General features: G+C 70.1%; 16 protein-coding genes. 10 read left to right on the forward strand and 6 right to left on the reverse strand.

What is annotated here, in order from left to right; all coding sequences use genetic code 11:
- Positions 1-32: 32 nt before the first annotated feature.
- The 3 genes from dinB (at position 33) to E9232_RS04170 (ending at position 2,830) form a co-directional block, all read left to right on the forward strand.
- Entirely contained in the window at positions 33-1,280 is a 1,248-nt protein-coding gene (dinB, locus tag E9232_RS04160; RefSeq protein ID WP_309792317.1) for a DNA polymerase IV, read from the forward strand.
- A gap of 193 nt (positions 1,281-1,473) precedes the next feature.
- Positions 1,474-2,085 (forward strand): TetR/AcrR family transcriptional regulator, encoded by a 612-nt coding sequence (locus E9232_RS04165; RefSeq protein WP_309792318.1) that lies wholly within the window; start codon positions 1,474-1,476, stop codon positions 2,083-2,085.
- A gap of 124 nt (positions 2,086-2,209) precedes the next feature.
- Positions 2,210-2,830: a hypothetical protein gene (locus tag E9232_RS04170; RefSeq protein ID WP_309792319.1), complete on the forward strand. Its 621-nt coding sequence runs from the start codon at positions 2,210-2,212 to the stop codon at positions 2,828-2,830.
- 48 nt (positions 2,831-2,878) lie between these two features.
- On the opposite strand, the gene E9232_RS04175 is transcribed toward E9232_RS04170, so the two are convergent.
- A complete protein-coding gene (locus tag E9232_RS04175; RefSeq protein ID WP_309792321.1) occupies positions 2,879-4,021 on the reverse strand; it encodes an alpha-hydroxy acid oxidase in 1,143 nt (380 codons plus the stop codon).
- Between the two features lie 117 nt (positions 4,022-4,138).
- Between E9232_RS04175 and E9232_RS04180 the strand changes: the two genes are divergently transcribed.
- Complete coding sequence (locus tag E9232_RS04180; RefSeq protein WP_309792322.1) at positions 4,139-5,701, forward strand: D-aminopeptidase; 1,563 nt, start codon at positions 4,139-4,141, stop codon at positions 5,699-5,701.
- Between the two features lie 22 nt (positions 5,702-5,723).
- On the opposite strand, the gene hisC is transcribed toward E9232_RS04180, so the two are convergent.
- Complete coding sequence (gene hisC / locus E9232_RS04185; RefSeq protein WP_309792323.1) at positions 5,724-6,791, reverse strand: histidinol-phosphate transaminase; 1,068 nt, start codon at positions 6,789-6,791, stop codon at positions 5,724-5,726.
- Positions 6,792-6,934: 143 nt separating this feature from the next.
- Between hisC and E9232_RS04190 the strand changes: the two genes are divergently transcribed.
- On the forward strand, positions 6,935-7,765 hold the full coding sequence (locus E9232_RS04190) for an isocitrate lyase/PEP mutase family protein (protein WP_309792325.1): 831 nt from the start codon (positions 6,935-6,937) through the stop codon (positions 7,763-7,765).
- Between the two features lie 19 nt (positions 7,766-7,784).
- Here the strand turns inward: E9232_RS04190 and E9232_RS04195 are convergent, their stop codons facing one another.
- Complete coding sequence (locus E9232_RS04195) at positions 7,785-9,863, reverse strand: M3 family metallopeptidase (protein WP_309792326.1); 2,079 nt, start codon at positions 9,861-9,863, stop codon at positions 7,785-7,787.
- Between the two features lie 337 nt (positions 9,864-10,200).
- Here E9232_RS04195 and E9232_RS04200 point away from each other — a divergent pair, with 337 nt between their 5' ends.
- A complete protein-coding gene (locus E9232_RS04200; RefSeq protein ID WP_309792327.1) occupies positions 10,201-11,247 on the forward strand; it encodes a calcium-binding protein in 1,047 nt (348 codons plus the stop codon).
- A 68-nt stretch (positions 11,248-11,315) separates the two neighbouring features.
- On the opposite strand, the gene E9232_RS04205 is transcribed toward E9232_RS04200, so the two are convergent.
- Both E9232_RS04205 and E9232_RS04210 read right to left on the reverse strand, forming a co-directional pair.
- The gene (locus E9232_RS04205; RefSeq protein WP_309792328.1) at positions 11,316-11,678 is read right to left on the reverse strand and encodes a YidB family protein; all 363 of its coding nucleotides are present in this window, start codon (positions 11,676-11,678) and stop codon (positions 11,316-11,318) included.
- Between the two features lie 71 nt (positions 11,679-11,749).
- Positions 11,750-12,211 (reverse strand): hypothetical protein, encoded by a 462-nt coding sequence (locus tag E9232_RS04210; protein ID WP_374710593.1) that lies wholly within the window; start codon positions 12,209-12,211, stop codon positions 11,750-11,752.
- Between the two features lie 163 nt (positions 12,212-12,374).
- On the opposite strand from E9232_RS04210, the gene E9232_RS04215 reads away from it, so the two are divergent.
- Positions 12,375-14,072, forward strand: coding sequence for a peptide ABC transporter substrate-binding protein (locus E9232_RS04215; RefSeq protein WP_309792329.1), 1,698 nt, complete (start codon positions 12,375-12,377; stop codon positions 14,070-14,072).
- A gap of 57 nt (positions 14,073-14,129) precedes the next feature.
- Here the strand turns inward: E9232_RS04215 and putA are convergent, their stop codons facing one another.
- Positions 14,130-18,029 (reverse strand): trifunctional transcriptional regulator/proline dehydrogenase/L-glutamate gamma-semialdehyde dehydrogenase, encoded by a 3,900-nt coding sequence (gene putA, locus E9232_RS04220; protein WP_309792331.1) that lies wholly within the window; start codon positions 18,027-18,029, stop codon positions 14,130-14,132.
- A gap of 162 nt (positions 18,030-18,191) precedes the next feature.
- On the opposite strand from putA, the gene E9232_RS04225 reads away from it, so the two are divergent.
- The 3 genes from E9232_RS04225 to E9232_RS04235 all read left to right on the forward strand — a co-directional run bounded on the left by E9232_RS04225 (position 18,192) and on the right by E9232_RS04235 (position 20,415).
- Positions 18,192-18,812: a DapH/DapD/GlmU-related protein gene (locus E9232_RS04225; protein WP_309792332.1), complete on the forward strand. Its 621-nt coding sequence runs from the start codon at positions 18,192-18,194 to the stop codon at positions 18,810-18,812.
- 189 nt (positions 18,813-19,001) lie between these two features.
- Positions 19,002-19,688 carry a nucleotidyltransferase family protein gene (locus E9232_RS04230; RefSeq protein ID WP_309792333.1) on the forward strand — a complete coding sequence of 229 codons (687 nt, stop codon included), beginning with the start codon at positions 19,002-19,004 and terminating at the stop codon, positions 19,686-19,688.
- 10 nt (positions 19,689-19,698) lie between these two features.
- On the forward strand, positions 19,699-20,415 hold the full coding sequence (locus E9232_RS04235) for a metallophosphoesterase family protein (protein WP_309792335.1): 717 nt from the start codon (positions 19,699-19,701) through the stop codon (positions 20,413-20,415).
- Positions 20,416-20,685 lie beyond the last annotated feature (270 nt).

Genomic DNA, 20,685 nt, shown 5'->3' on the forward strand with positions numbered 1-20,685 from the left:
TTCCAATCATCCTCTGCAGGTGAACGGTCGGGATGGACACCGCAGCCACCATCCTCCATGCCGACCTCGACGCCTTCTACGCCTCGGTCGAGCAGTTGCTGGACCCGTCCCTGCGCGGCAAGCCGATCGCGGTCGGCGGCGGGGTGGTGCTGGCCGCGTCCTACGAAGCCAAGGCCTTCGGGGTGCGCGGCGGCATGCCGGGCCGGCAGGCGCGCCTGCTGTGCCCCCACCTCATCTTCGTCGACGGCCAGTTCCAGGAGTACCAGCGGCTGGGCGACGCCGCCATCGGGGTGCTCGGCGACTTCACGCCCCTGGTCGAGCGGATCTCGATCGACGAGGCCTTCGCCGACGTCGCCGGCTGCACCCACCTGTTCGGCCCGCCGGCCGAGATCGCCGCCGCCATCCGCCGCCGGGTGCGGGCGGAGCTCGGCCTGCCGATCTCGGTCGGGGTGGCGCGCACCAAGCACCTGGCGAAGATCGCCTCGCAGGTGGCCAAGCCGGACGGGCTGATGGTGGTCGACCCCGCTGCCGAGCTGGCCTTCCTGCACGATTTGCCGGTCGAGCTGATGTGGGGTGTCGGCCCGGTCACCAAGGCGCGGCTGGCCGAGACCGGCGTGCGCACCATCGGGCAGCTGGCCCAGGTGCCGGGGTGGTCGCTCGAACGGCTGCTGGGCCGCGCGGCCGGCGAGAAGCTGGCGGCGCTGGCCTGGAACCGCGACCCGCGCGAGATCCGGACCAACCGCCGGGCGCAATCGGCCGGGGCCCAGTCGGCGCTGGGGCGGAAGCCGGCCGAGGAGCGGGTGTTCGTGCCGACGCTGCGCCATCTGGCGGACCGGGTCGCCACCCGGCTGCGGGCCAAGTCGCGGCCCGGCCGGACCGTGACGGTCCGCGTCCGCTTCGCCGACCTGCGCTCGGTCACCCGCTCGATCACGCTCGACGCGCCGATCTCGGCGACCACGATCCTGGCCGAAATCGCCGAGGAGCTGGTGCGCACCGTGCTGGCGCAGCACCCCCAGGAGAAGACCATCTCGCTGCTGGCGATCTCGGTCTCGCATCTCGACGACCGGGAAGCGCTGCAGCTGGACCTCCCGCTCGGGCTCGACGACGAGCGGCGCCGGCCCGGCGCCCGGAAGGGCATGGCGCGGGGAAAGGCCGACCGCGCCGTCGACGCGATCCGCGACCGGTTCGGATGGGCGGCGGTCGGCTATGGCTCGGTCGCGCTGGGACGGTCCAGCTCGGTGCCCGACGCGTTCCGCGAACTCGCGGAGAAGGACCTGTAGCGCCCCGGCGACCGCAGCCTGGAACGGCTGCGCCGGATCAAGTATCACCTCAAGGTGATGGGGCCCGGCGAAGAGAAAATCTGAGCCCCCTCGCCCTTGACGCCCCGCTTGTCCCGGACCATTGTTCGACTGGATGGTCGGTTAATGAATGGGCGCCCCGTTCCGCGGGTCGGCAGCCAGGGCGGACAAAGCGATGCGCAAACTCGACCCCGAGAAGCACGAGGCCAGGCGCCAGCAGATCCTGCGGGCGGCGACGGCCTGCTTCGCCCGGCGCGGCTTCCACCAGACCCGCACTGCCGAGATCTGCGTCGAGGCCGGGATGAGCCCCGGCAACCTGTTCCACTATTTCGACAGCAAGGAAGCCATCATCGAGGCGCTGGTCGAGGAGGAGCGGCACGAGGCCGCCCAGATCTTCGAGCAGCTGCGCCAGGCCGACGACCTGCTGCAGGCGCTGCTCGACCTGGTCGACGTCGCCTTCGACGCGCTGGCCGACCGGTCCGAGGCGCGGCTGGCGGTCGAGATCGGCGCCGAGGCGATGCGCAACCCCCGCATCGCCGTGATGTTCGAACGGTCCGACGCCGAGACCAAGGCGGCGCTGATCGGCGTGCTGACCACGGCGGTGGCGCGCGGCCAGATCGACCCGACGCTGGACCTGCCCAGCACCGCCGGCTGGCTGATCGCCCTGTTCGACGGCATGATCAGCCGCGCCGCGATCGACCCGACCTTCGACGCTGCGGCGCAGGCGCCGATGCTGCGCCTGCTGATCGCCCGCTTCCTGCGGCCGCAGCCGGCCGCGCGCCCGTAAGCACAACGACCAGCGGCCCAACGGGAGCTCGATGCGCGATTTTCCGGTCGAGCCCCATCCCCGCCCTTGCATTCGTCCGAAAACAACGCACCATGGATGGAAAGTAGCCAAGGAGGAGGCTGCCATGGGCAACGCCCATCTGGAAAAATGGCATTCCCTGGTCGATGAATTCAGGGAAAAAGCCAGACAGCTGGAACTGGAAGAGCACAACAACTGTGCCGCCAGGACCGCTGATGACAGGGCCAAGGTCGCTGAAGCCCAGCGCTTCATGGAGACCAGCTGTATCGGCGAGGCGCTCTGCGCGCTGGTGTGGGATGTCCGCCGCTTCGCCGCCTGGACAAGCACCAACAAGCGCCTCTCGATCCCCAGCGAATACAGCAACCTGCAGATCGTCGCCGACAACATGAAGGATTTTGCCGTCAGCTTCACCTACCGGGGGAAGCGCGACTACGGCATCACCTTCAAGGAGCTTTCCTTCCATTTCGATGCGAACGGCAACAGCCGCGGCGAGGCCTTCCTGTCGGCGGGCGGCAAGACGGTGTTCGGCGTCTCGGCGACAAGCAAGGCCGGGGCCGAATACGACGATTGGCACCCCACCACGATCGAGGCCTTCCGGCCCGGCCATTGGATCGCCGACCTGCTGGAGATGCATGGCGGGTGCAAGCGCATGAGGGAAGCCTCATACGCGAAGTTCCGGGACCAGATGGTGGGCCGGAGATCGTCGATGATCTCTCTGGACGAATAAGGCAGGGATGCCTCCGCGCGGAGGCATTCCCAATCCGTGTCCCCGGCCCTAGCCCCGGATCACCAGGCTGCTGCGGTCGACCTTGGTGATGTCGCCGGTGCCGGTCAGCGCCATGCTGATGTCCAGCTCCTTGCGCATGATCTCCAGCGCCTTGGTCACGCCGGCCTCGCCCATCGCGGCCAGGCCGTAGAGGAAGGCCTTGCCCATCAGGCAGCCGCGGGCGCCCAGCGCCACCGCCTTCAGGATGTCCTGGCCGGACTGCACGCCGCCGTCGAACAGGATCTCGGTCTGGTGACCGATGGACTGGACGATCCCGGGCAGCGCCGAGATCGAGGATTGCGCGCCGTCGAGCTGGCGGCCGCCATGGTTGGAGACCACGACGGCGTCGGCGCCGGTCGAGGCCGCGATCTTCGCGTCATCCTCGTCCAGCACGCCCTTGAGGATCAGCTTGCCGGGCCAGATGCTGCGCACCCATTCGACGTCCTTCCAGCTCAGCGACGCATCGAACTGGCTGGCGGTCCATTCCGACAGGGTCTTCAGGTTGCCCGCGCCCTTCACCTGCCCTTCCAGATTGCCGAAGCTGCGGCGCTTGCCGAACAGCACCTTCATCGCCCAGGACGGCTTGGTGGCGATGTCGAGCGCGTTGGCCAGCGTCAGCCGCGGCGGCACGGCGAGGCCGTTCTTGAGGTCGCGGTGGCGCTGGCCCTGGATCTGCAGGTCGAGCGTCAGCACCAGGGCCGAGCATTGCGCGGCGATGGCGCGTTCGATCAGCGACTTCGAGAAGCCGCGGTCGCGCATGACGTAGAGCTGGAACCAGAACGGCTTGGTCACCGCGCCGCGCACATCCTCGATCGAGCAGATCGACATGGTCGAGAGGCAGAACGGGATGCCGAAGGCCTCGGCCGCGCGGGCGCCGTGGATCTCGCCATTGCCGTGGAACAGGCCGGTCAGGCCGGTCGGCGCGATCGCCAGCGGCATGGTGACGTCCTGGCCCAGGATCCTGGTCGCGACCGAGCGCTTGTCGACATCGATCATCACCCGCTGGCGCAGCCCGATGGCGGCGAGGTCCGCCCGGTTGGCCCGCAGCGTCACCTCGTCATAGGAGCCGCGATCGGCGTAGTCGAAGATGGCCCGCGGGATGCGGCGCTTCGCCAGCGTCCTGAGGTCCTGGATATTGGTGATCGTCGGCATCGGCTTCTTCTTGGGCAAGGTTCTTATGTCTGATAAATGCCGCAGGGGCGGCTGTCACCCGCAATTCCGGCAGGGGCCATCTTTACACAGCGCGGCGGCGACGCCAGGGTGGCGGCCATGAGCGACTCCCTCTCCACCCGCCTCGACCGTGTCCTGGACACCCTGCCCCGCAACTATGCCGGGCCCGGCGGCGCCGTCGCCGTGCTGCAGGACGGCGAGGTGCTGGCCCGCCACGCCTGGGGCTGGGCCAATGCCGAGCGGCGCATCCCGTTCACGCCGCAGACGCTGTTCCGGATGTGCTCGATCACCAAGCAGTTCACCTGCGGCCTGGTGCTGGACGCCTTCCCCGACCCGACCGTGCTGGACGACGATGTCCGCGCCCGCCTGCCGCTGCTGGAGCAGGCGGCGCCCGGCGCCCTGCACCTGTGCCACAACCAGTCGGGCCTGCGCGACTACTGGGCGGTGGCGATGCTGCACGGCGCGCCGGTCGAATCACCCTTCGGCGACACCGAGGCCGCCCGCGTCATCGCCGGCACCCGGACGCTGCATTTCGCGCCGGGCACCCGCTACTCCTACGTCAACCAGAACTTCCGCATCCTGTCGGACATCGTGCAGGAGCGCACCGGCTGCAGCTTCGCGGAGCTGCTGCGCACCCGCATCTTCGACCGCGCCGGCATGGGCAGCGCGGTCCTGGCCGCCGACACCCGCGCCATGCCCGATGGCACCGAGGGCTATGAAGGCACCCAGGCGGGCGGCTTCCGCGCGGCGGAGAACCGCATCCTGTGGACCGGCGACGCCGGGCTCGGCGCCAGCCTGGACGACATGATCGCCTGGGAGCGCCACATCGACGCCACCCGCGACGATCCGGAGGCGCTGTACAGCCGCCTGTCCGTCCCGGTCGGCTTCGCCGACGGCGCCACCGCCCCCTATGGCTTCGGCCTGAGCCGGGGCACCGAGCTGGGCCGCGCCGTCATCGGCCATGGCGGGGCGCTGCGCGGCTGGCGCAGCCATCGCCTGTACGTGCCGTCGGAGCGCGTCTCGATCGTGGTGATGTTCAACCACTTGGCCGACGCCAGCGCCGCGGCGGTCGACCTGCTGGCCGCCGTGCTGGGCGAGACCCGGCCGCAGCCCGCCGCCGGCCTGCCGGCGCCGGAGTGGCTGGGCAGCTACATCGAGCCCGAGACCGGCCTGTCCGCGCGCATCGACGCAACCAAGGAGGGCCGGGTGCGGCTGCGCTACGGCCATTCGGCGGAGCGGCTGGACCTGCAAGCCGACGGCACCGCCGGCAACGGCCGGACCCGGCTGCGCGCCGGCGAGGGCGGGCTGTGGATGGACCGGCCGCAGGAGAACCAGAGCACGCGCCTGATTCCCTGCAACGGCACGCCCACGATCGACATCGCCGGCCGCTACCGCTGCGACGAGCTGGCGGCCGAGCTGGAGGTCGCCGATGCCGGCGGCGTGCTGTATGGCGGCTTCTCCGGCTTCCTCGGCCAGGGCCGGATGGAACTGCTCGACCCGGTCGGGCCGGATGTCTGGGCCCTGCCCTGCCCGCGGGCGTTGGACCACACCCCGCCCGGCGACTGGACCCTGAGCGTCCGGCGCGACGGCGCGGGCCGGGCCGAAAGCGTCGAGGTCGGCTGCTGGCTGGCCCGCGGCCTGCGCTACGAACGGGTCGCCTGAGGGGCGCCGTGCCGGAAAGGCGTCAGGCCGGCGGATCGACCAGTTCGGCCAGGCCGGCCACCAGCCGGTCGCACTCCGCATCGGTGCCGATGCTGATGCGCAGATGGTCCTGGATGGGCGGCCTGGCGAAGCGCCGCACCAGGATCGACCGCGCCCGCAGCCCGGCCGCCAGGGCCTCGCCGGAGATCGTGGCGTGGCGGGCGAACAGGAAGTTCGCGGCCGAGGGCAGCACATCGAAGCCCAGGGCGCGCAGGGCCCCGGCCAGGCGTTCGCGGCTGGCGATGACGCGGTCGCGCTGGGTCTCGAACCAGCCGCGGTCCTCCCACGCCGCGACCGCCCCGGCGATGGCCAGGCGGTCCAGCGGGTAGGAGTTGAAGCTGTCCCGCATCCGCTCCAGCGCCTCGATCAGCGGCCGCTGGCCGATGGCGAAGCCGACGCGCAGCCCGGCGAGGCTGCGCGATTTCGAGAAGGTCTGCACCACCAGCAGGTTCGGGTGCCGCGCCACCAGCGGCACCGCGCTCGTCCCCCCGAAATCGACATAGGCCTCGTCGATCACCACCGGCTGGTCGGGGTGGTCGTGCAGCAGCGCCTCGATGTCCTGAAGCGGCAGGGCGCTGCCGGTCGGGGCGTTCGGGTTCGGCAGGATGATGGCGCCGCAGGGCTGCCGGAAATCCGCGACGCGGACCTGCAGCCCCTCGTCGACCGGCACCTCGCGGAAGGTGATGCCGTACAGCCGGCTCCAGCTCGGGTAGAAGCTGTAGGTGACATCCGGGAACAGCAGCGGCGCGTCGTGCTTCAGCAGGGCGGCGAAGCTGTGCGCCAGCACCTCGTCCGAACCGTTGCCGACGAACACCTGGTCGGGCTCGACCCCGTGGCTGCGGGCGATCGCGGTGCGCAGCCGCAGCGCGGTCGGGTCGGGATAGAGGCGCAGCACATCCGTCGCCGCCTCGCGGATCGCCGCCAGGGCCTGTGGCGACGGGCCATAGGGATTCTCGTTGGTGTTGAGCTTGACCAGGTCGGGCAGCACCACCTGCTCCCCCGCGACATAGGGGGTCAGGCTGCTGACGACGGGGCTCCAGAACCGGCTCATTCCATTGTCCATCCGATGGGGTCGCTCCACTGTAGCAACCTCGACGCGGCACCGGCAGCGGCGGCATGCCCCACCCCAGCCATGCCTTGACCTCTCTAGAACAAACAGCGAACCTGTTCGCCACACCCGATCCGGAGGTTCCGATGCCAACCCAGACCGAAAAGGCCCTCGCCTTCCAGCGCCTGCACGCCCGCCCCGGCGCCTTCGTCATCCCCAATCCGTGGGATGCCGGCACCGCGCGGCTGCTGGCCGGGCTCGGCTTCGAGGCGCTGGCGACCACCAGCGCCGGCTTCGCCTTCACCCTGGGCCGCAACGACGGCGCCGGCAGGATCAGCCGGGACGAGATCCTGGCGAACGCCCGGGCCATCGTCGAGGCCACCGACCTGCCGGTCTCGGCCGACCTCGAAGGCGGCTTCGGCGATGCGCCGGAGGCGCCGGCCGAGACCATCCGCCAGGCCGCCGCGGTCGGGCTGGTCGGCGGCTCGATCGAGGATTCGACCGGCCGGGACGCCGACCCGATCCATGGGTTCGATCTCGCGGTGGAACGGGTGCGGGCGGCGGTGGAGGCGGCACGGTCCCTGCCCTTCCCCTTCACCCTGACAGCGCGGGCCGAGAACTTCCTGCACGGCCGCCCCGACCTGGCCGACACCATCCGCCGGCTGCAGGCGTTCCAGGAGGCCGGGGCCGATGTGCTCTACGCACCCGGCCTGGCCAGCCTGGATGATATCGCCGCCGTGGTCCGCGCGGTCGATCGGCCGGTCAATGTCGTCATGGGCCTGGTCGGCGCACGCTTCACCGTCGACCAGCTCGCCGGAGTCGGCGTGCGGCGCATCAGCGTCGGCGGGTCGCTGGCCCGAGCCGCGCTCGGCGCCTTCCTGCGCGCGGCGCGCGAGATCCACGACCAGGGCAGCTTCGGCTATGCCGCCGACGCCGTGCCGCACAAGGAGCTGAACGGGCTGTTCGCAGCCCGCTGACCGCGACCGGCCGGGGCGGCTACTCCGCCGCCTCGACCAGGCCGCGTTTCCGCAGCAGCGCCGCCGGCTCGGGCGGGCGGCCGCGGAAGTCCTGGTAGGCCTTGGCCGGGTCCTGGAGGTAGCCGGCGGAGTAGACGAAGTCGCCCAGCCGCTTCGCCACATCGGGGTCGAACACGTCGCCGGCCTCCTCGAAGGCACCGAAGCCATCGGCGTCCAGCACCTCGGACCAGAGGTAGCTGTAATAGCCGGCGGAATAGCCGCTGCCGGCGAAGATGTGCTGGAAATGCGGCGGCCGGTGCCGCATCGCGATCGCCGCCGGCATGCCGATCCTGGCCAGCGACTCGCGCTCGAACGCCGCCGGGTCGGCCGCGTCGGCGCCGGCCGCGTGGAAGTCGAGGTCGACCAGGGCGGAGGAGATGAACTCCACCGTGGCGAAGCCCTGGTTGAAGGTGCGCGCCGCCAGCAGCCGGCGCAGCAGGTCCTCCGGCATCGGCTCGCCGGTGCGGTAGTGCAGCGCGTGGCGGCGCAGGATCTCCGGGCGCTCCAGCCAGTGCTCGTAGAGCTGCGACGGGAACTCGACGAAGTCGCGCGCCACGTTGGTGCCGGAGATCGAGGGGTAGGTCAGGTCGGACATCAGCCCATGCAGGCCATGGCCGAATTCGTGGAACAGGGTGCGGGCGTCGTCGAAGCTCAGCAGGCTCGGCGCGCCCTCCGCCGCCTTGGCGAAGTTCATGACGTTGACGATGATCGGCCGGACCTCGCCGTCCAGCTTGTCCTGCTCCCGGATCGCCTCCATCCAGGCGCCGCTGCGCTTCGAAGGCCGGGCGAAATAGTCGCCGTAGAACAGGCCGACCAGCTGGCCGTCGCGGCCGGTGACCTCCCAGGCCCGCACGTCGGGGTGCCAGACCGGGACGTCGTGCCGCTCGGCGAAGGACAGGCCGAACAGCCGGTGCGCGGTGTCGAAGGCGGCCTCAATCATGCGGTCGAGCTGCAGGTAGGGCTTGAGCTCGCTCTCGTCGAGGTTGTATTCGGCCTTGCGCTGCTGCTCGGCGTAGTAGCGCCAGTCCCAGGCGGCGATCTCGAAATTGCCGCCCTCGGCCGCGGCCAGCGCCTGCAGCGCCTCCTGCTCGCGCAGGGCCCGGGCGCGGGCCGGCGTCCACACCGAGCGCAGCAGGCCGAGCGCCGCCTCCGGCGTCTTCGCCATGGTGTCGTCGAGGCGGAAATGGGCATAGCTGGGATAGCCCAGCAGCCGCGCCTGCTCGGCCCGCAGCGCCACGGTCTCGGCGATGATCGGGCGGTTGTCGGCGGCCGCACCCTCGCCGCGGGCCAGCCAGGCCTTGAACGCGGTCTCGCGCAGGTCGCGCCGGGCGGAGAACTGCAGGAACGGCTCGATGCTCGACCGGCCCAGGGTGATGGCGTGCTTGCCGGCCAGGCCGCGGGCGGCCGCGCTCTCGGCGGCGGCGTCGCGCAGCTCCGGCGGCAGCCCGGCCAGGTCGGCCTCGCCGTCCAGCACCAGGGCATAGGCCTTCTCGTCGGCCAGCACGTTCTGGCCGAACTGGGTGCCCAGCGTGGCCAGGCGTTCGCCGATCTCCGCCAACCGGCGCTTGGCCGGCTCGTCCAGCCCGGCGCCGCTGCGGGTGAAGCCGATGTGATAGCGCTCGAGCACCCGGTCCTGCTCCGGCGTCAGGCCCAGCGCGCCGCGGCGGGCGAACAGCGCGTCGACCCGGCGGAACAGCGCCGGGTTCAGCTGGATCGCGTTGCGGTGCCGGGCCAGCAGCGGCGCGATGTCCCGCTCCACCGCCTCCAGCGCGTCGTTGCTGTGCGCCGAGGTCAGGTTGAAGAAGGCGGCGGCGACCCGGCTCAGCGTCCGGCCGCCGCGCTCCAGCGCCGCGATGGTGTTCTCGAAGCTGGGCTCGGCCGGGTTGCCGGCGATGGCCTCGACCTCGCGCAGATGTTCAGCCAGCGCGGCATCGAAGGCCGGGCGGAAATGCTCGGTCGCGATCTCGTCGAAGGGCGGGCTGCCGAACGGCGTCGTCCAGGGCGCGAGCAGGGGGTTTCCGGCGGTCTGCGGCGACGGGGTCGGCTGGTCTGCGCTCATCTTGGGCACCGGCTGGTGATCGGGAGGCGTTGGCCGGCCACACTAGCAGAGGATGGCCGCAGCGTGTCAGCCACCGTCTCGACGCCCGGCCGAGCGGCAGGAATCATTCGTCATCGGCTTCGAATCTTGTTTCTTTGGATAGTGACGAAAGATTTAAAATCTTACAGACCCTGATTTCTGGCTGGGATCGATGGATTCGACAGATCGTCAAGCAGGATATGGCCGTGAATACATTTGAAATGTGGTGGCGATGCCTGTGATCGGCCAATAGCATAAGACCGTATTCTCAATGGCGGTCGCCGGCCCCTGATGTCCGGCCACCGAACAGGGGTTCCGCATGACCACGCTGACAGTGAACGCGCCGAACGGCATCGCCGGCGCCGGGTTTTCGTTCGAGGCTCTGGGGTCGCTGGATTTCGGCCATCCGCACGTCGCCTCTATCACCTCATCCCAGGCCCATATCGATTTCGACGGCGTCTCCGCCACGCTCACCGGCGCCGGCCTCGGCATCGGGCTGTTCGGCATCACCGGCGTCGTCACCGGGATGGTGCTGTCCCAGGGCGGCAGCGCGGTCGTCACGCTGACGGGCTTCTCGATCACGGCCGCGGCCGCCTATTCGGCGATCAGCAACGGCGACATCTCCGGCCTCGCCACCACCCTGTTCGCCGGCGACGATTCGCAGACCGGGTCGCAGCAGGCCGACACCCTGTCCGGCCTGGCCGGCAACGACGTCCTCAGCGGGCTCGCGGGCAACGACACGCTCGAAGGCGGCGTCGGCAACGACACGCTGCGCGGGGGCGCCGGGGCGGACCACCTGGTCGGCGGCGCCGGCATCGATTCGGCGATCTACAGTGAAAGCGCGGTCGGCGTGACCGTCGACATCGCCGCCGGCACCGGCCTCGGCGGCAACGCCCGAGGCGACGTGCTGACCGGGATCGAGAACCTCTACGGCAGCGCCGGCAACGACGTGCTCAGCGGCGGGGCCACGGCCAACGGGCTGGTCGGCGGCGCCGGCAACGACGTCCTCGACGGCCGGGCCGGCAAGGACACGCTGATCGGCGGTGCCGGCGCCGACCGCTTCGTGTTCTCGTCGGCCGCGCACAGCGTGGTCGGCGCCAATGCCGACCGGATCACCGATTTCAGCCATGCCGAGGGCGACAGGATCGACCTGCATCTGATCGACGCCAACGCCGCCGCTGGCGCCAACCAGGCGTTCCACTTCATCGGCACCGGCGCCTTCACCCACCATGCCGGCGAGCTGCATTATGCCATCGCCGGCGGGGTCACCACCATCTCGGGCGATGTCGACGGCAACGGCACCGCCGATTTCAGCGTCGCCCTGACCGGGTCGGTCGCCCTCGTCGCCGGCGACTTCGTGCTGTAGCCGAGGTTCCCAAACGAACAATCCCCGCCGGCCGGCGGGGATTGCTGCAGGTCATGCCGAGGCAGGCCTCAGGCGGTCGCCGCCGGCGGCAGCGTTCCGTTCGGCGTGGCGTGGTCCACCGCCGCGGGCAGGTGCTGCGACAGAAAGGCCAGGACCTTGTCCGCCGGGATGCCGAGCGAGGCCGCGATCTGCTGGACGTGCTGGTCGCCCAGGGCGGCCTGGATCTGGGCGCCGCTGATCGGCAGATTGCCGCCGGTGCCGACCCAGGAGCTGACCTGGGAGCCGAGGCCGCCGGCCTGGAGCTTGGCCAGGATGCCCTGCATCCCGCCCGCCTGGGTCAGGGCGTTGGACAGCAGCGCCGGAATGCCTTCCGGCGCCTCGCGGGCCACGAGGTCGCCGAAGGCGCCCTTGATGTTGTCGAACAAGCTCATGATCGACTCCCTGTCGCTGCGCGATCGGGTGGGCGGCGCCGCCCCGTGGAACGGCGCCGCCGGATAGAGGATCAGCCCTTCAACCGGGTGTTGCACTGGCTGTAGTAGCCGCCGCCCTTCTCGATCCAGCGGAGGCCGCCGTTGCCGTTGGTGGCCTTGTTGGCGTTGTACTGGTCGAGGCAGGTGTGCATCCGCGCCTTGCCTGCGGATTCGGCCGAATACTTCGCCGACACCGCCGACGGGAACACGGCGCTTCCCGCCGCGGCGGGGGCTGCCGGAGCCGCTGCTGCGGCGGCCGGGGCCGGCGCGGCAGCCGCGGGTGCTGCGGCGGCCGGGGTCGCATCGGTGCCGCATTCCGCCTTGCGGAAGTCGTTCCACTTCATGCCGTTCAGCGTACCGGCCGTCTGCGCAGCCTGATACTTCGCACTGCATTCCTGCATGGTCAGCGCCTGGGCCGGCGCCATGGCGACGAATGTCGCGCCGGCGGCCAGCACGACCGCGCCGAGACCACTCACCATCGCTCGATTGAACATCAGCACTCTCCGTGACCGAGGACCGGGATGCCATCGCGGCGCCGATGGGCGCCAAGTGGCGATAGTAACACTTTATGTCGCACGGCGTTCCAAGAATTCGCGGGATTCCGCAGTTGCGAAACTCGCAGCGGACGACCCGGAACTTGGCCGTGACTTTGCGCCCGTGGCCTTCGACACTAATGTCAGCCGTCGGGCTGTGCGCGAGGGGGCCGGCATCGACAACGGCCTGCCGCTGCGGCTCGCCGAAACCGAGGGAGGACTCATGTATCGCTTCGTCAGGGCTCTGGCACGCGGGCTGGTGTTCGCGGTTCTGTTCGGCAGCGTCTCCAGTGCCGCCCTGGCCGAGATGGTCCTCAACAAGGGCAATGGCGATGATCCCAAGACCTTCGACCCGCAGCGGATAGGGGTCCTCGCGGAGGCCGCCGTCACGGCGGATCTGTTCGAAGGGCTGATGGCCTACGGCGCCGACGGCACCCCGGTGCCGGGCATGGCGGAAAGCTGGACGGTCGCCGATGACGGCCTGACCTACATCTTCAGGCTGCGTGCGGATGGGAAGTGGTCGGATGGCACGCCGGTCACCGCGGCCGATGTCGTCTTCGGCTGGCAGCGCCTGGTCGATCCGGAGACCGCCTCGCCCTATGCCACCTATCTGGACGGGGTGGTGAACGCGAGGGATATCCGGACCGGCGCCAAGCCGCCCACAGACCTCGGTGCCCAGGCAATCGACGCCATCACCCTGAAGGTTCGGCTGGTCGCGCCCGCGCCCTACTTCGTGACATCCCTCACCCATCCCGCGACCTCGGCGGTCAGCCGCGCCAGCGTCAAAAGGTTCGGGGCCGATGCGTTCAAGCCCGGCAATCTGGTCTCGAACGGCGCCTACATGCTGGCCGAAGCCGCGCCACGGGATCACGTCAAGCTGACCCGCAACCCGCATTTCCATGATGCCGCGTCGATCCGCATCGATACGGTGATGATCTACCCGACCGAGGATGCAGATGCCGAACTGCGCCGTTTCCGGGCCGGCGGGCTGGACGTGACCTATGATCTGCCGGGCCAGCAGGTCGAGGCCCTTCGGCAGGCGAATCCAGGCCAGATCCACATCACGCCGTACCTGGGCACCTACTACTACGCCTACAACCTGACGCATGAACCGTGGCGCAGCAGCCGCGAGCTGCGCGAGGCCCTGTCATTGGCGATCGACCGCGACTTGCTGGTCACCCGCGTCACACGTGGCCGGGAACTGCCGGCCTACAGCTTCGTGCCGCGGGGCACCCTCAATTTCCCCAGCTGGCAACCCGATGCCGCGAGGCTGACGCAGGCCCAACGCGATGCCAAGGCCAAGGAGCTGTTCGCCAAGGCAGGCTATGGTCCCGACAGACCCCTGAAACTGGAGCTCTTCTACAACGTCAGCGAGAACCACGAACGGATGGCCCGGGCGATTGCCGAGATGTGGCAGAAGAAGCTGGGGGTCGTCGTCGAATTCCGGACCCAGGAGTGGGGGCCGTTTCGGGCGACATTCGACGGGCGGCGGTTTTCCGACATCGCGCGCAACGGCTGGATCGGCGACTACAACGACGCTTACAGTTTCCTGCAGCTTGGGACCGGCGGCTCACCACCCTTGAACGGAACGGGCTATGCCAATCCCAAATATCGCAGCCTGATCGCCCGGACGGCCACGGAGACGGATCCCGCGCGGCGCGGCCAACTGCTGCAGCAGGCCGAGAGGATCATGATCGACGATCTGCCGATCATCCCGATCTACCACTACGCCAGCAGGCATGCGGTCTCGCCGGCCGTGAAGGGCTGGGTGGATAACGTGCAGGACTTCCATCTGGTGCGCTGGCTGTCGATCGAGCGCTGAGCGACAGCGCCCGTCGCGGGTCGGGCTCGCCTCTGGCGGCCCGACACCCCGAACGCCTCACCCGATCGTCATCAGGCTGGCGTTGCCGCCGGCCGCCGCGGTGTTGTTGCTGACCGACCGTTCCAGCAGCAGCCATTCCAGGGCGTAGCCGGCGCGGCCGGAGGCCAGGTCGTCGCGGGCCGCCCCCTGGACCGGCACCAGCGGGCCCGGACGCGCCGCCACCGCCTGGTTCAGCGCATGCAGCGCATCGCTGTCGCCCTCGAACAGCACGGCATCGGCCGCCGCCGCAGCCCAGTCGTCGCTGCGCGACAGCAGCGGCTTCAGGGACTGCGGCACGGCGCCGAGCACTGTCTTCGCGACGTCCGCCGGGGCCGAAAGCACAACCTTGTTGCCGGTCGCCAGCGCCGCGCCGACCTGCAGCGCGGCGCCCGCCGCACTCTGGGCGATGCACAGCACCGTGCCGCGCGGCTCCAGGCTGTAGCTGTTCTTCTCGCCGACCGGGCCGGGCAGGTCGAGCGTCACGCCCAGCGGGCTGCGCGCCTCATAGCCGGCGACGCGCTCGGCCTCCGCCCCCTGCCCGATCGACCGCAGATGGAATACCCACTCCCGCAGCGCGTGGAAGCGCTTGTCGCCCACCTCGGCGCCGGCCGGGTCGGCCGCCACCGGGCCGGCCTCGGGCCGGGTCGAGAGCAGGCGGTACAGGTACATCGGGCCGCCGGCCTTGGGGCCGGTGCCGGACAGGCCGTGGCCGCCGAAGGGCTGCACCCCGACCACCGCGCCGATCAGGTTGCGGTTGACGTAGACATTGCCGGCGCCGATGCGGTGCGAGACGCGGGCGATGGTCTCGTCGATCCGGGTGTGGACGCCGAAGGTCAGGCCGTAGCCGGTGGCGTTGATGGCGTCGAGCAGCTGGTCGAGCTGGCTGCGGCGCCAGCGCAGCACATGCAGCACCGGCCCGAACACCTCGCGCTTGAGGTCGGCGATGCCGTCGATCTCGATCAGGGTCGGCGGCACGAAGGTGCCGTGTTTCGCGGCCTCCGGCAGCGGCAGCTGCTGGACCTTGCGGCCCTTGGCCCGCATCGCCTCGATGTGCCCGTCGATGATGCCCTGCGCCTCGCCGGTGATCACCGGGCCGACATCGACCGCCAGCCGGTCGGGGTTGCCGATCGACAGCTCCGCCATCGCCCCCTTCAGCATGGTCAGGACGCGGTCGGCCACATCCTCCTGCACGCACAGGATGCGCAGCGCCGAGCAGCGCTGGCCGGCGCTGTCGAAGGCCGAGGCCAGCACGTCGCCCACCACCTGCTCCGGCAGCGCCGAGCTGTCGACGATCAGCGCGTTCTGGCCGCCGGTCTCGGCGATCAGCGGGATCGGCCGCCCCTCCGGGTCCAGCCGGTCGGCCAGCACCTTCTGGATGATCTTGGCGACCTCGGTCGAGCCGGTGAACATCACGCCGCGGGTGCGGGCATCGGCCACCAGCCGCGCCCCGACCGGGCCGGCGCCCGGCACCAGCTGCACCGCGCCGGCCGGCACCCCAGCCTCGCGCAGGATCCGCACCGCGGCGGCGGCGATCAGCGGCGTCTCCTCCGCCGGCTTGGCCAGCACGGTGTTGCCGGCGGCCAGCGCCGCGGCGACCTGGCCGCTGAAGATCGCCAGCGGGAAGTTCCACGGGCTGATGCAGACCACGGGCCCGAGCGGCCGGTGGGTGTCGTTGGAGAAGCCGTCCCGCACCTGGGCGGCGTAGTAGCGCAGGAAGTCGACCGCCTCGCGCACCTCGCCGACCGCGTTGGACAGGGTCTTGCCGGCCTCGCGGATGATGGTGCCGAGCAGGGCGGGCATCCGCGCCTCCATCAGGTCGGCGGCACGCAGCAGGCAGGCGGCGCGGTCGGCCGGCGGGGTGGACTGCCAGATCGGCGCCGCGGCGGCCGCCTGGGCCATGGCCTCGTCGACCTGCTCGGCCGAGGCCTCGACCACATGGCCCACCAGGTCGCGCCGGTCAGCCGGGTTGCGGACCTCCTTTGCAGGTCCGTCGCGGTCGCCGTCGCCCAGCATCGGCACGGCGCGGACCACGGCGTCGGCGCCCGACAGCAGCGCGGCCGAAAGCGAGGCCAGCCGCTGCTCGTTCGACAGGTCGATGCCGGCGGAGTTGTCCCTGACATCGCCGAACAGGCCGCGCGGCGAGGCGATCCGGGCGTGCGGCGCACCGAGCGGCTGGACCTTGCGCGCCGCCTCGACCGGGTCGCCGATCAGCTCGTCGACCGAGACATCGGGGTCGCCGATGCGGTTGACGAAGGAGGTGTTGGCCCCGTTCTCCAGCAGGCGGCGGACGAGATAGGCCAGCAGCGTCTCATGGGTGCCGACCGGCGCGTAGATCCGGCAGGGCCGGTCCAGCTTCTCGCGGCCCACCACCTCCTCATACAGCCCCTCGCCCATGCCGTGCAGGCACTGGAACTCGTACTGGCCGCGATAATAGTTCTCGCCAGCCATCTTGTAGATGGTCGCCAGGGTCTGGGCGTTGTGGGTGGCGAATTGCGGGAACACCGCGTCCGGCGCCGCCAGCAGCTTGCGGGCGCAGGCCAGGAAGGAGACGTCGGTGTAGATCTTGCGGGTGTAGACCGGGAAGCCCTCGAGCCCATCGACCTGGGCCCGCTTGATCTCGCTGTCCCAGTATGCGCCCTTGACCAGCCGCACCATCACCCGGTGGCCGCTGCGCCGGGCGAGGTCGACGATGTAGTCGATCACGAAGGGGCAGCGCTTCTGGTAGGCCTGGACCACGAAGCCGATGCCGTTCCAGCCGGCCAGCGCCGGGTCGAAGCACAGCGCCTCCAGCAGGTCGAGCGACAGCTCCAGCCGGTCGGCCTCCTCGGCGTCGATGTTGAGGCCGATGTCGTAGCTGCGGGCCAGCACCGCCAGCGCCGTCAGCCGCGGCAGCAGCTCGGCCTTCACCCGGTCGGCCTGGGCGCGGGAATAGCGCGGATGCAGGGCCGACAGCTTGATCGAGATGCCCGGCCCCTCATAGATGCCCCGCCGCTCCGCCGCCTTGCCGATGGCGTGGATCGCCTGCTCGTAGTCGCGCAAGTAGCGGTCGGCATCGGCCGCGGTGGTCGCCGCCTCGCCCAGCATGTCGTAGGAGTAGCGGAAGCCGCGGGCCTCCAGCTTGCGGCCGTTGGCCAGCGCCTCGGAGATGGTCTGGCCGGACACGAACTGCTCGCCCATCATCCGCATCGCCATGTCGACGCCCTTGCGGATCAGCGGCTCGCCGCCGCGGCCGATCAGCCGGGTCAGCGCGGCGGACAGGCCGGCCTCGCTGCTGGTGGTCACCAGCTTGCCGGTCACCACCAGGCCCCAGGCGGCGGCGTTGACGAACATCGACGGGCTCTGCCCGACATGGGACTGCCAGTCGCCGGACGAGATCTTGTCGCGGATCAGCGCGTCGCGGGTGGCGCGGTCGGGGATGCGCAGCAGCGCCTCGGCCAAGCACATCAGGGCGACGCCCTCATGGCTCGACAGCGAGAACTCCTGGATCAGCCCCTCGACGCCGCCGCCGACGCCCTTGGCGCGCAGCGCCTCGACCAGGGTGCGGGCGATGTCGCGGGCGCCGTCGGTCACCGGCTTGGGCAGGGTGGCACCGGCCAGGATAAAGGGCAGGCACTCCTCCTCCGGCCGGCGATAGGCGGCGGTGATCTTGGCGCGCAGCACGGTCTGCGGTTGCACCGACTGGGCGAAGTCGAGGAAGGGCTGCGGCCCGGCCGTCTCCGCGGCGGCGCCTTCGACCAGGTCGACACCGTCGGCATCCTCAGGCCCGCCGAAGCTCTCGCCACGCTCGACCCGGTCGAGCATCGCCAGCATGGCCTGCTTGACCAGCCAGTGCGGCGTTCGCCCCTGCTTCTCCGCCGCCGCCTTCAGCCGCGTGCGCAGATCATCGTCGATCTTGATCCCGAAGGTGGTGTTGGCCATGACCCCTGCCCGTCCGGTTGCACCTAGTTGGTCCGATCGGTAGCACCGATTTCGTCAGAGGTGCAACCTCCTTCGCGAATCGGTGATTTCCCGGCCCGACGCCAATAGAACCGTCATCGAATTCGTCTAGACCACCGGATGAGATCCACTGGAGTCCGACCGATGAGCAGCAAGTCCCTGGGGCTGGAGCCCCTGATCCACCCGACCGCGCGGGTCAATGACAGCCGCCTGGGCATCTACACCGAGATCGGCGCCAACGCCGTGCTGGGCGAGGTCGAGCTCGGCGACTACAGCTACCTGATGGACGGCGCCATGGCCTGGTGCGTCGAGATCGGCAGGTTCTGCTCGATCGCCGCCTACACCCGCCTGAACGCGCCGAACCACCCGACCTGGCGGGCGACCCAGCACCATTTCACCTACCGCTCCTCCGCCTACGGGCTGGGCGAGGCCGACGACCAGGGCTTCTTCGACTGGCGCCGCGGCAACCGGGTCACGATCGGCCACGACGTCTGGATCGGCCATGGCGCGATCGTGCTGCCGGGGGTGACGGTCGGCACCGGTGCTGTGATCGGCGCCGGGTCGGTGGTGACCCGCGACGTGCCGGCCTACACCATCGTCGCCGGCAGCCCGGCCCGGCCGCTGCGGCGGCGGGTGACCGAGGCGGTCGAGGCCCGGCTGCTGGCCCTGGCCTGGTGGGACTGGCCGCATGACCGGCTGGGCACGGCGCTGGCCGATTTCCGGGCGCTGGAGGCCGAGGAATTCTGCCGCAAACACGGCGCCTAGCCGACCGGCACCGGATGCCCCTGCCCTTCATCGGAACCGATCGCGTGTCGCTCCGGTTGCTCCATCGTCCGCGATCGCCATGATCGCCACGATGAGGACCGGCCCATTCCCTCGATCATCGCCGCCGCCGCGCCGACCCCGCATGATCCCCAGGCCGAGGGGTTCTACACCGACGCCCTGCGCGAGCTGGTGGCGACCGGCCTGCCCTTCCTGCTGGCCGGCACCTACGCCGTCAGCGCCTACACCGGCATCTCGCGGCCGACCAAGGACCTCGACATCTTCTGCAAGGCCGGCGACAGCCCGCGCATCCTCGGCCATTTCCACGACCTCGGCCACGCCATCGAGATCGAGGACGAGCGCTGGCTTGGCAAAGTGCACAAGGGGTCACATTTCTTCGACGTGATCTACGCCTCCTCGAACGGCACCATGCCGGTCAACGACCAGTGGTTCGAGCACGCCCGCGAGATCGACGTGTTCGGCAGCACGGTGCGGATCGTCGCCCCGACCGAACTGATCTGGTCGAAGGCCTTCATCCAGATGCGCCACCGCTACGACGGCGCCGATGTCGTCCATGTCATCCTGAAGCAGCATGACCAGATCGATTGGCGGCGGCTGTTGGGCTACATGGAGCTGCATTGGGAGATGCTGCTGGTCCACCTGCTCAATTTCCGCTGGGTCTACCCGACCGAACGCGACCGGGTGCCGCGCTGGCTGATGGACGAGCTGATGGACCGGCTGCGCCACCAGCTCGACCTGCCGCAGCCGCAGATGAAGGTGTGCCGCGGCCGCATGCTGTCGCGGATCGACTACGCCACCGCGGTCGAGGATTGGGGCTTCGCCGATGTCGGCGGCGAGGGCGAGTGGCGCGATGAGTGAGGAAAAGGCCATGCCCGACCGGGAGAAGTTCACCGTCGCCGCGATCGGCGACATCCATGTCAAGGACACCTCCGACCCGCTGCGCGACCTGTTCGGCGAGATCGCGCAGGCGGCCGACGCGCTGGTGCTGTGCGGCGACCTGACCGACACCGGCACGCCGCGCCAGGCCGAACGGCTGGCGGAGGATCTGCGCGGCTGCCCGATCCCGGTGGTCGGCGTGCTGGGCAACCACGACTACGAAGGCGGCCAGGTCGACGAGGTAAAGACCATCCTGACCCAGGGCGGCATGCATCTCCTGGACGGCAGCTCCTGCGAGATCGACGGCGTCGGCTTCGTCGGGGTCAAGGGATTCGCGGGAGGATTCGGCAAGCGGATGCTCGGCTCCTTCGGCGAGCCCGAGACCAAGGATTTCGTCGCGGTGGCGGTGGGCGAGGCGATGCGGCTGGAGAACGCCATGCGCACGGTGAAGACGCAACGGTCGCTGGTGGTGCTGCACTATGCCCCGATCGCCGAGACCATCGAGGGCGAGCCGCTGGAGATCTACCCCTTCCTGGGGTCGTCGCGGCTGGCCGAGACGATCGACCGCTTCACCGTCAGCGCCGTGGTGCACGGCCACGCCCATCGCGGCGTCCATCAGGGTCACACCCCCGGGGGTGCGCCGGTCTACAACGTCGCCTGGGGGATCGAGAAGCCGAGCGGCAAGCCCTATGCGTTGCTGGAGCTGTGATGGCGGGCGCGGCAATGCGGAGCCACCCCAAAAGCCGTCATTGGCAAACCCGCGGAGGCTCACCCCTAAATTGTCATTGCCCGGCTTGACCGGGCAATCCAGTGGCCACCAAGAACGGCTCTGGCCGCCCCTGGATGCCACGGTCAAGCCGTGGCATGACAATAGAAGTCGAGAGCCGGGGCCTAGCCCGCAACCCGAAGATCTCAGCAGGCCCCAACGAAAAGGGCCGCCACAGGCGACCCTCTTCACATCGAGCGGTTCCGCCTTGCG

The organism is Inquilinus ginsengisoli (genome assembly GCF_031453975.1).
Classification (GTDB): domain Bacteria; phylum Pseudomonadota; class Alphaproteobacteria; order DSM-16000; family Inquilinaceae; genus Inquilinus; species Inquilinus ginsengisoli_A.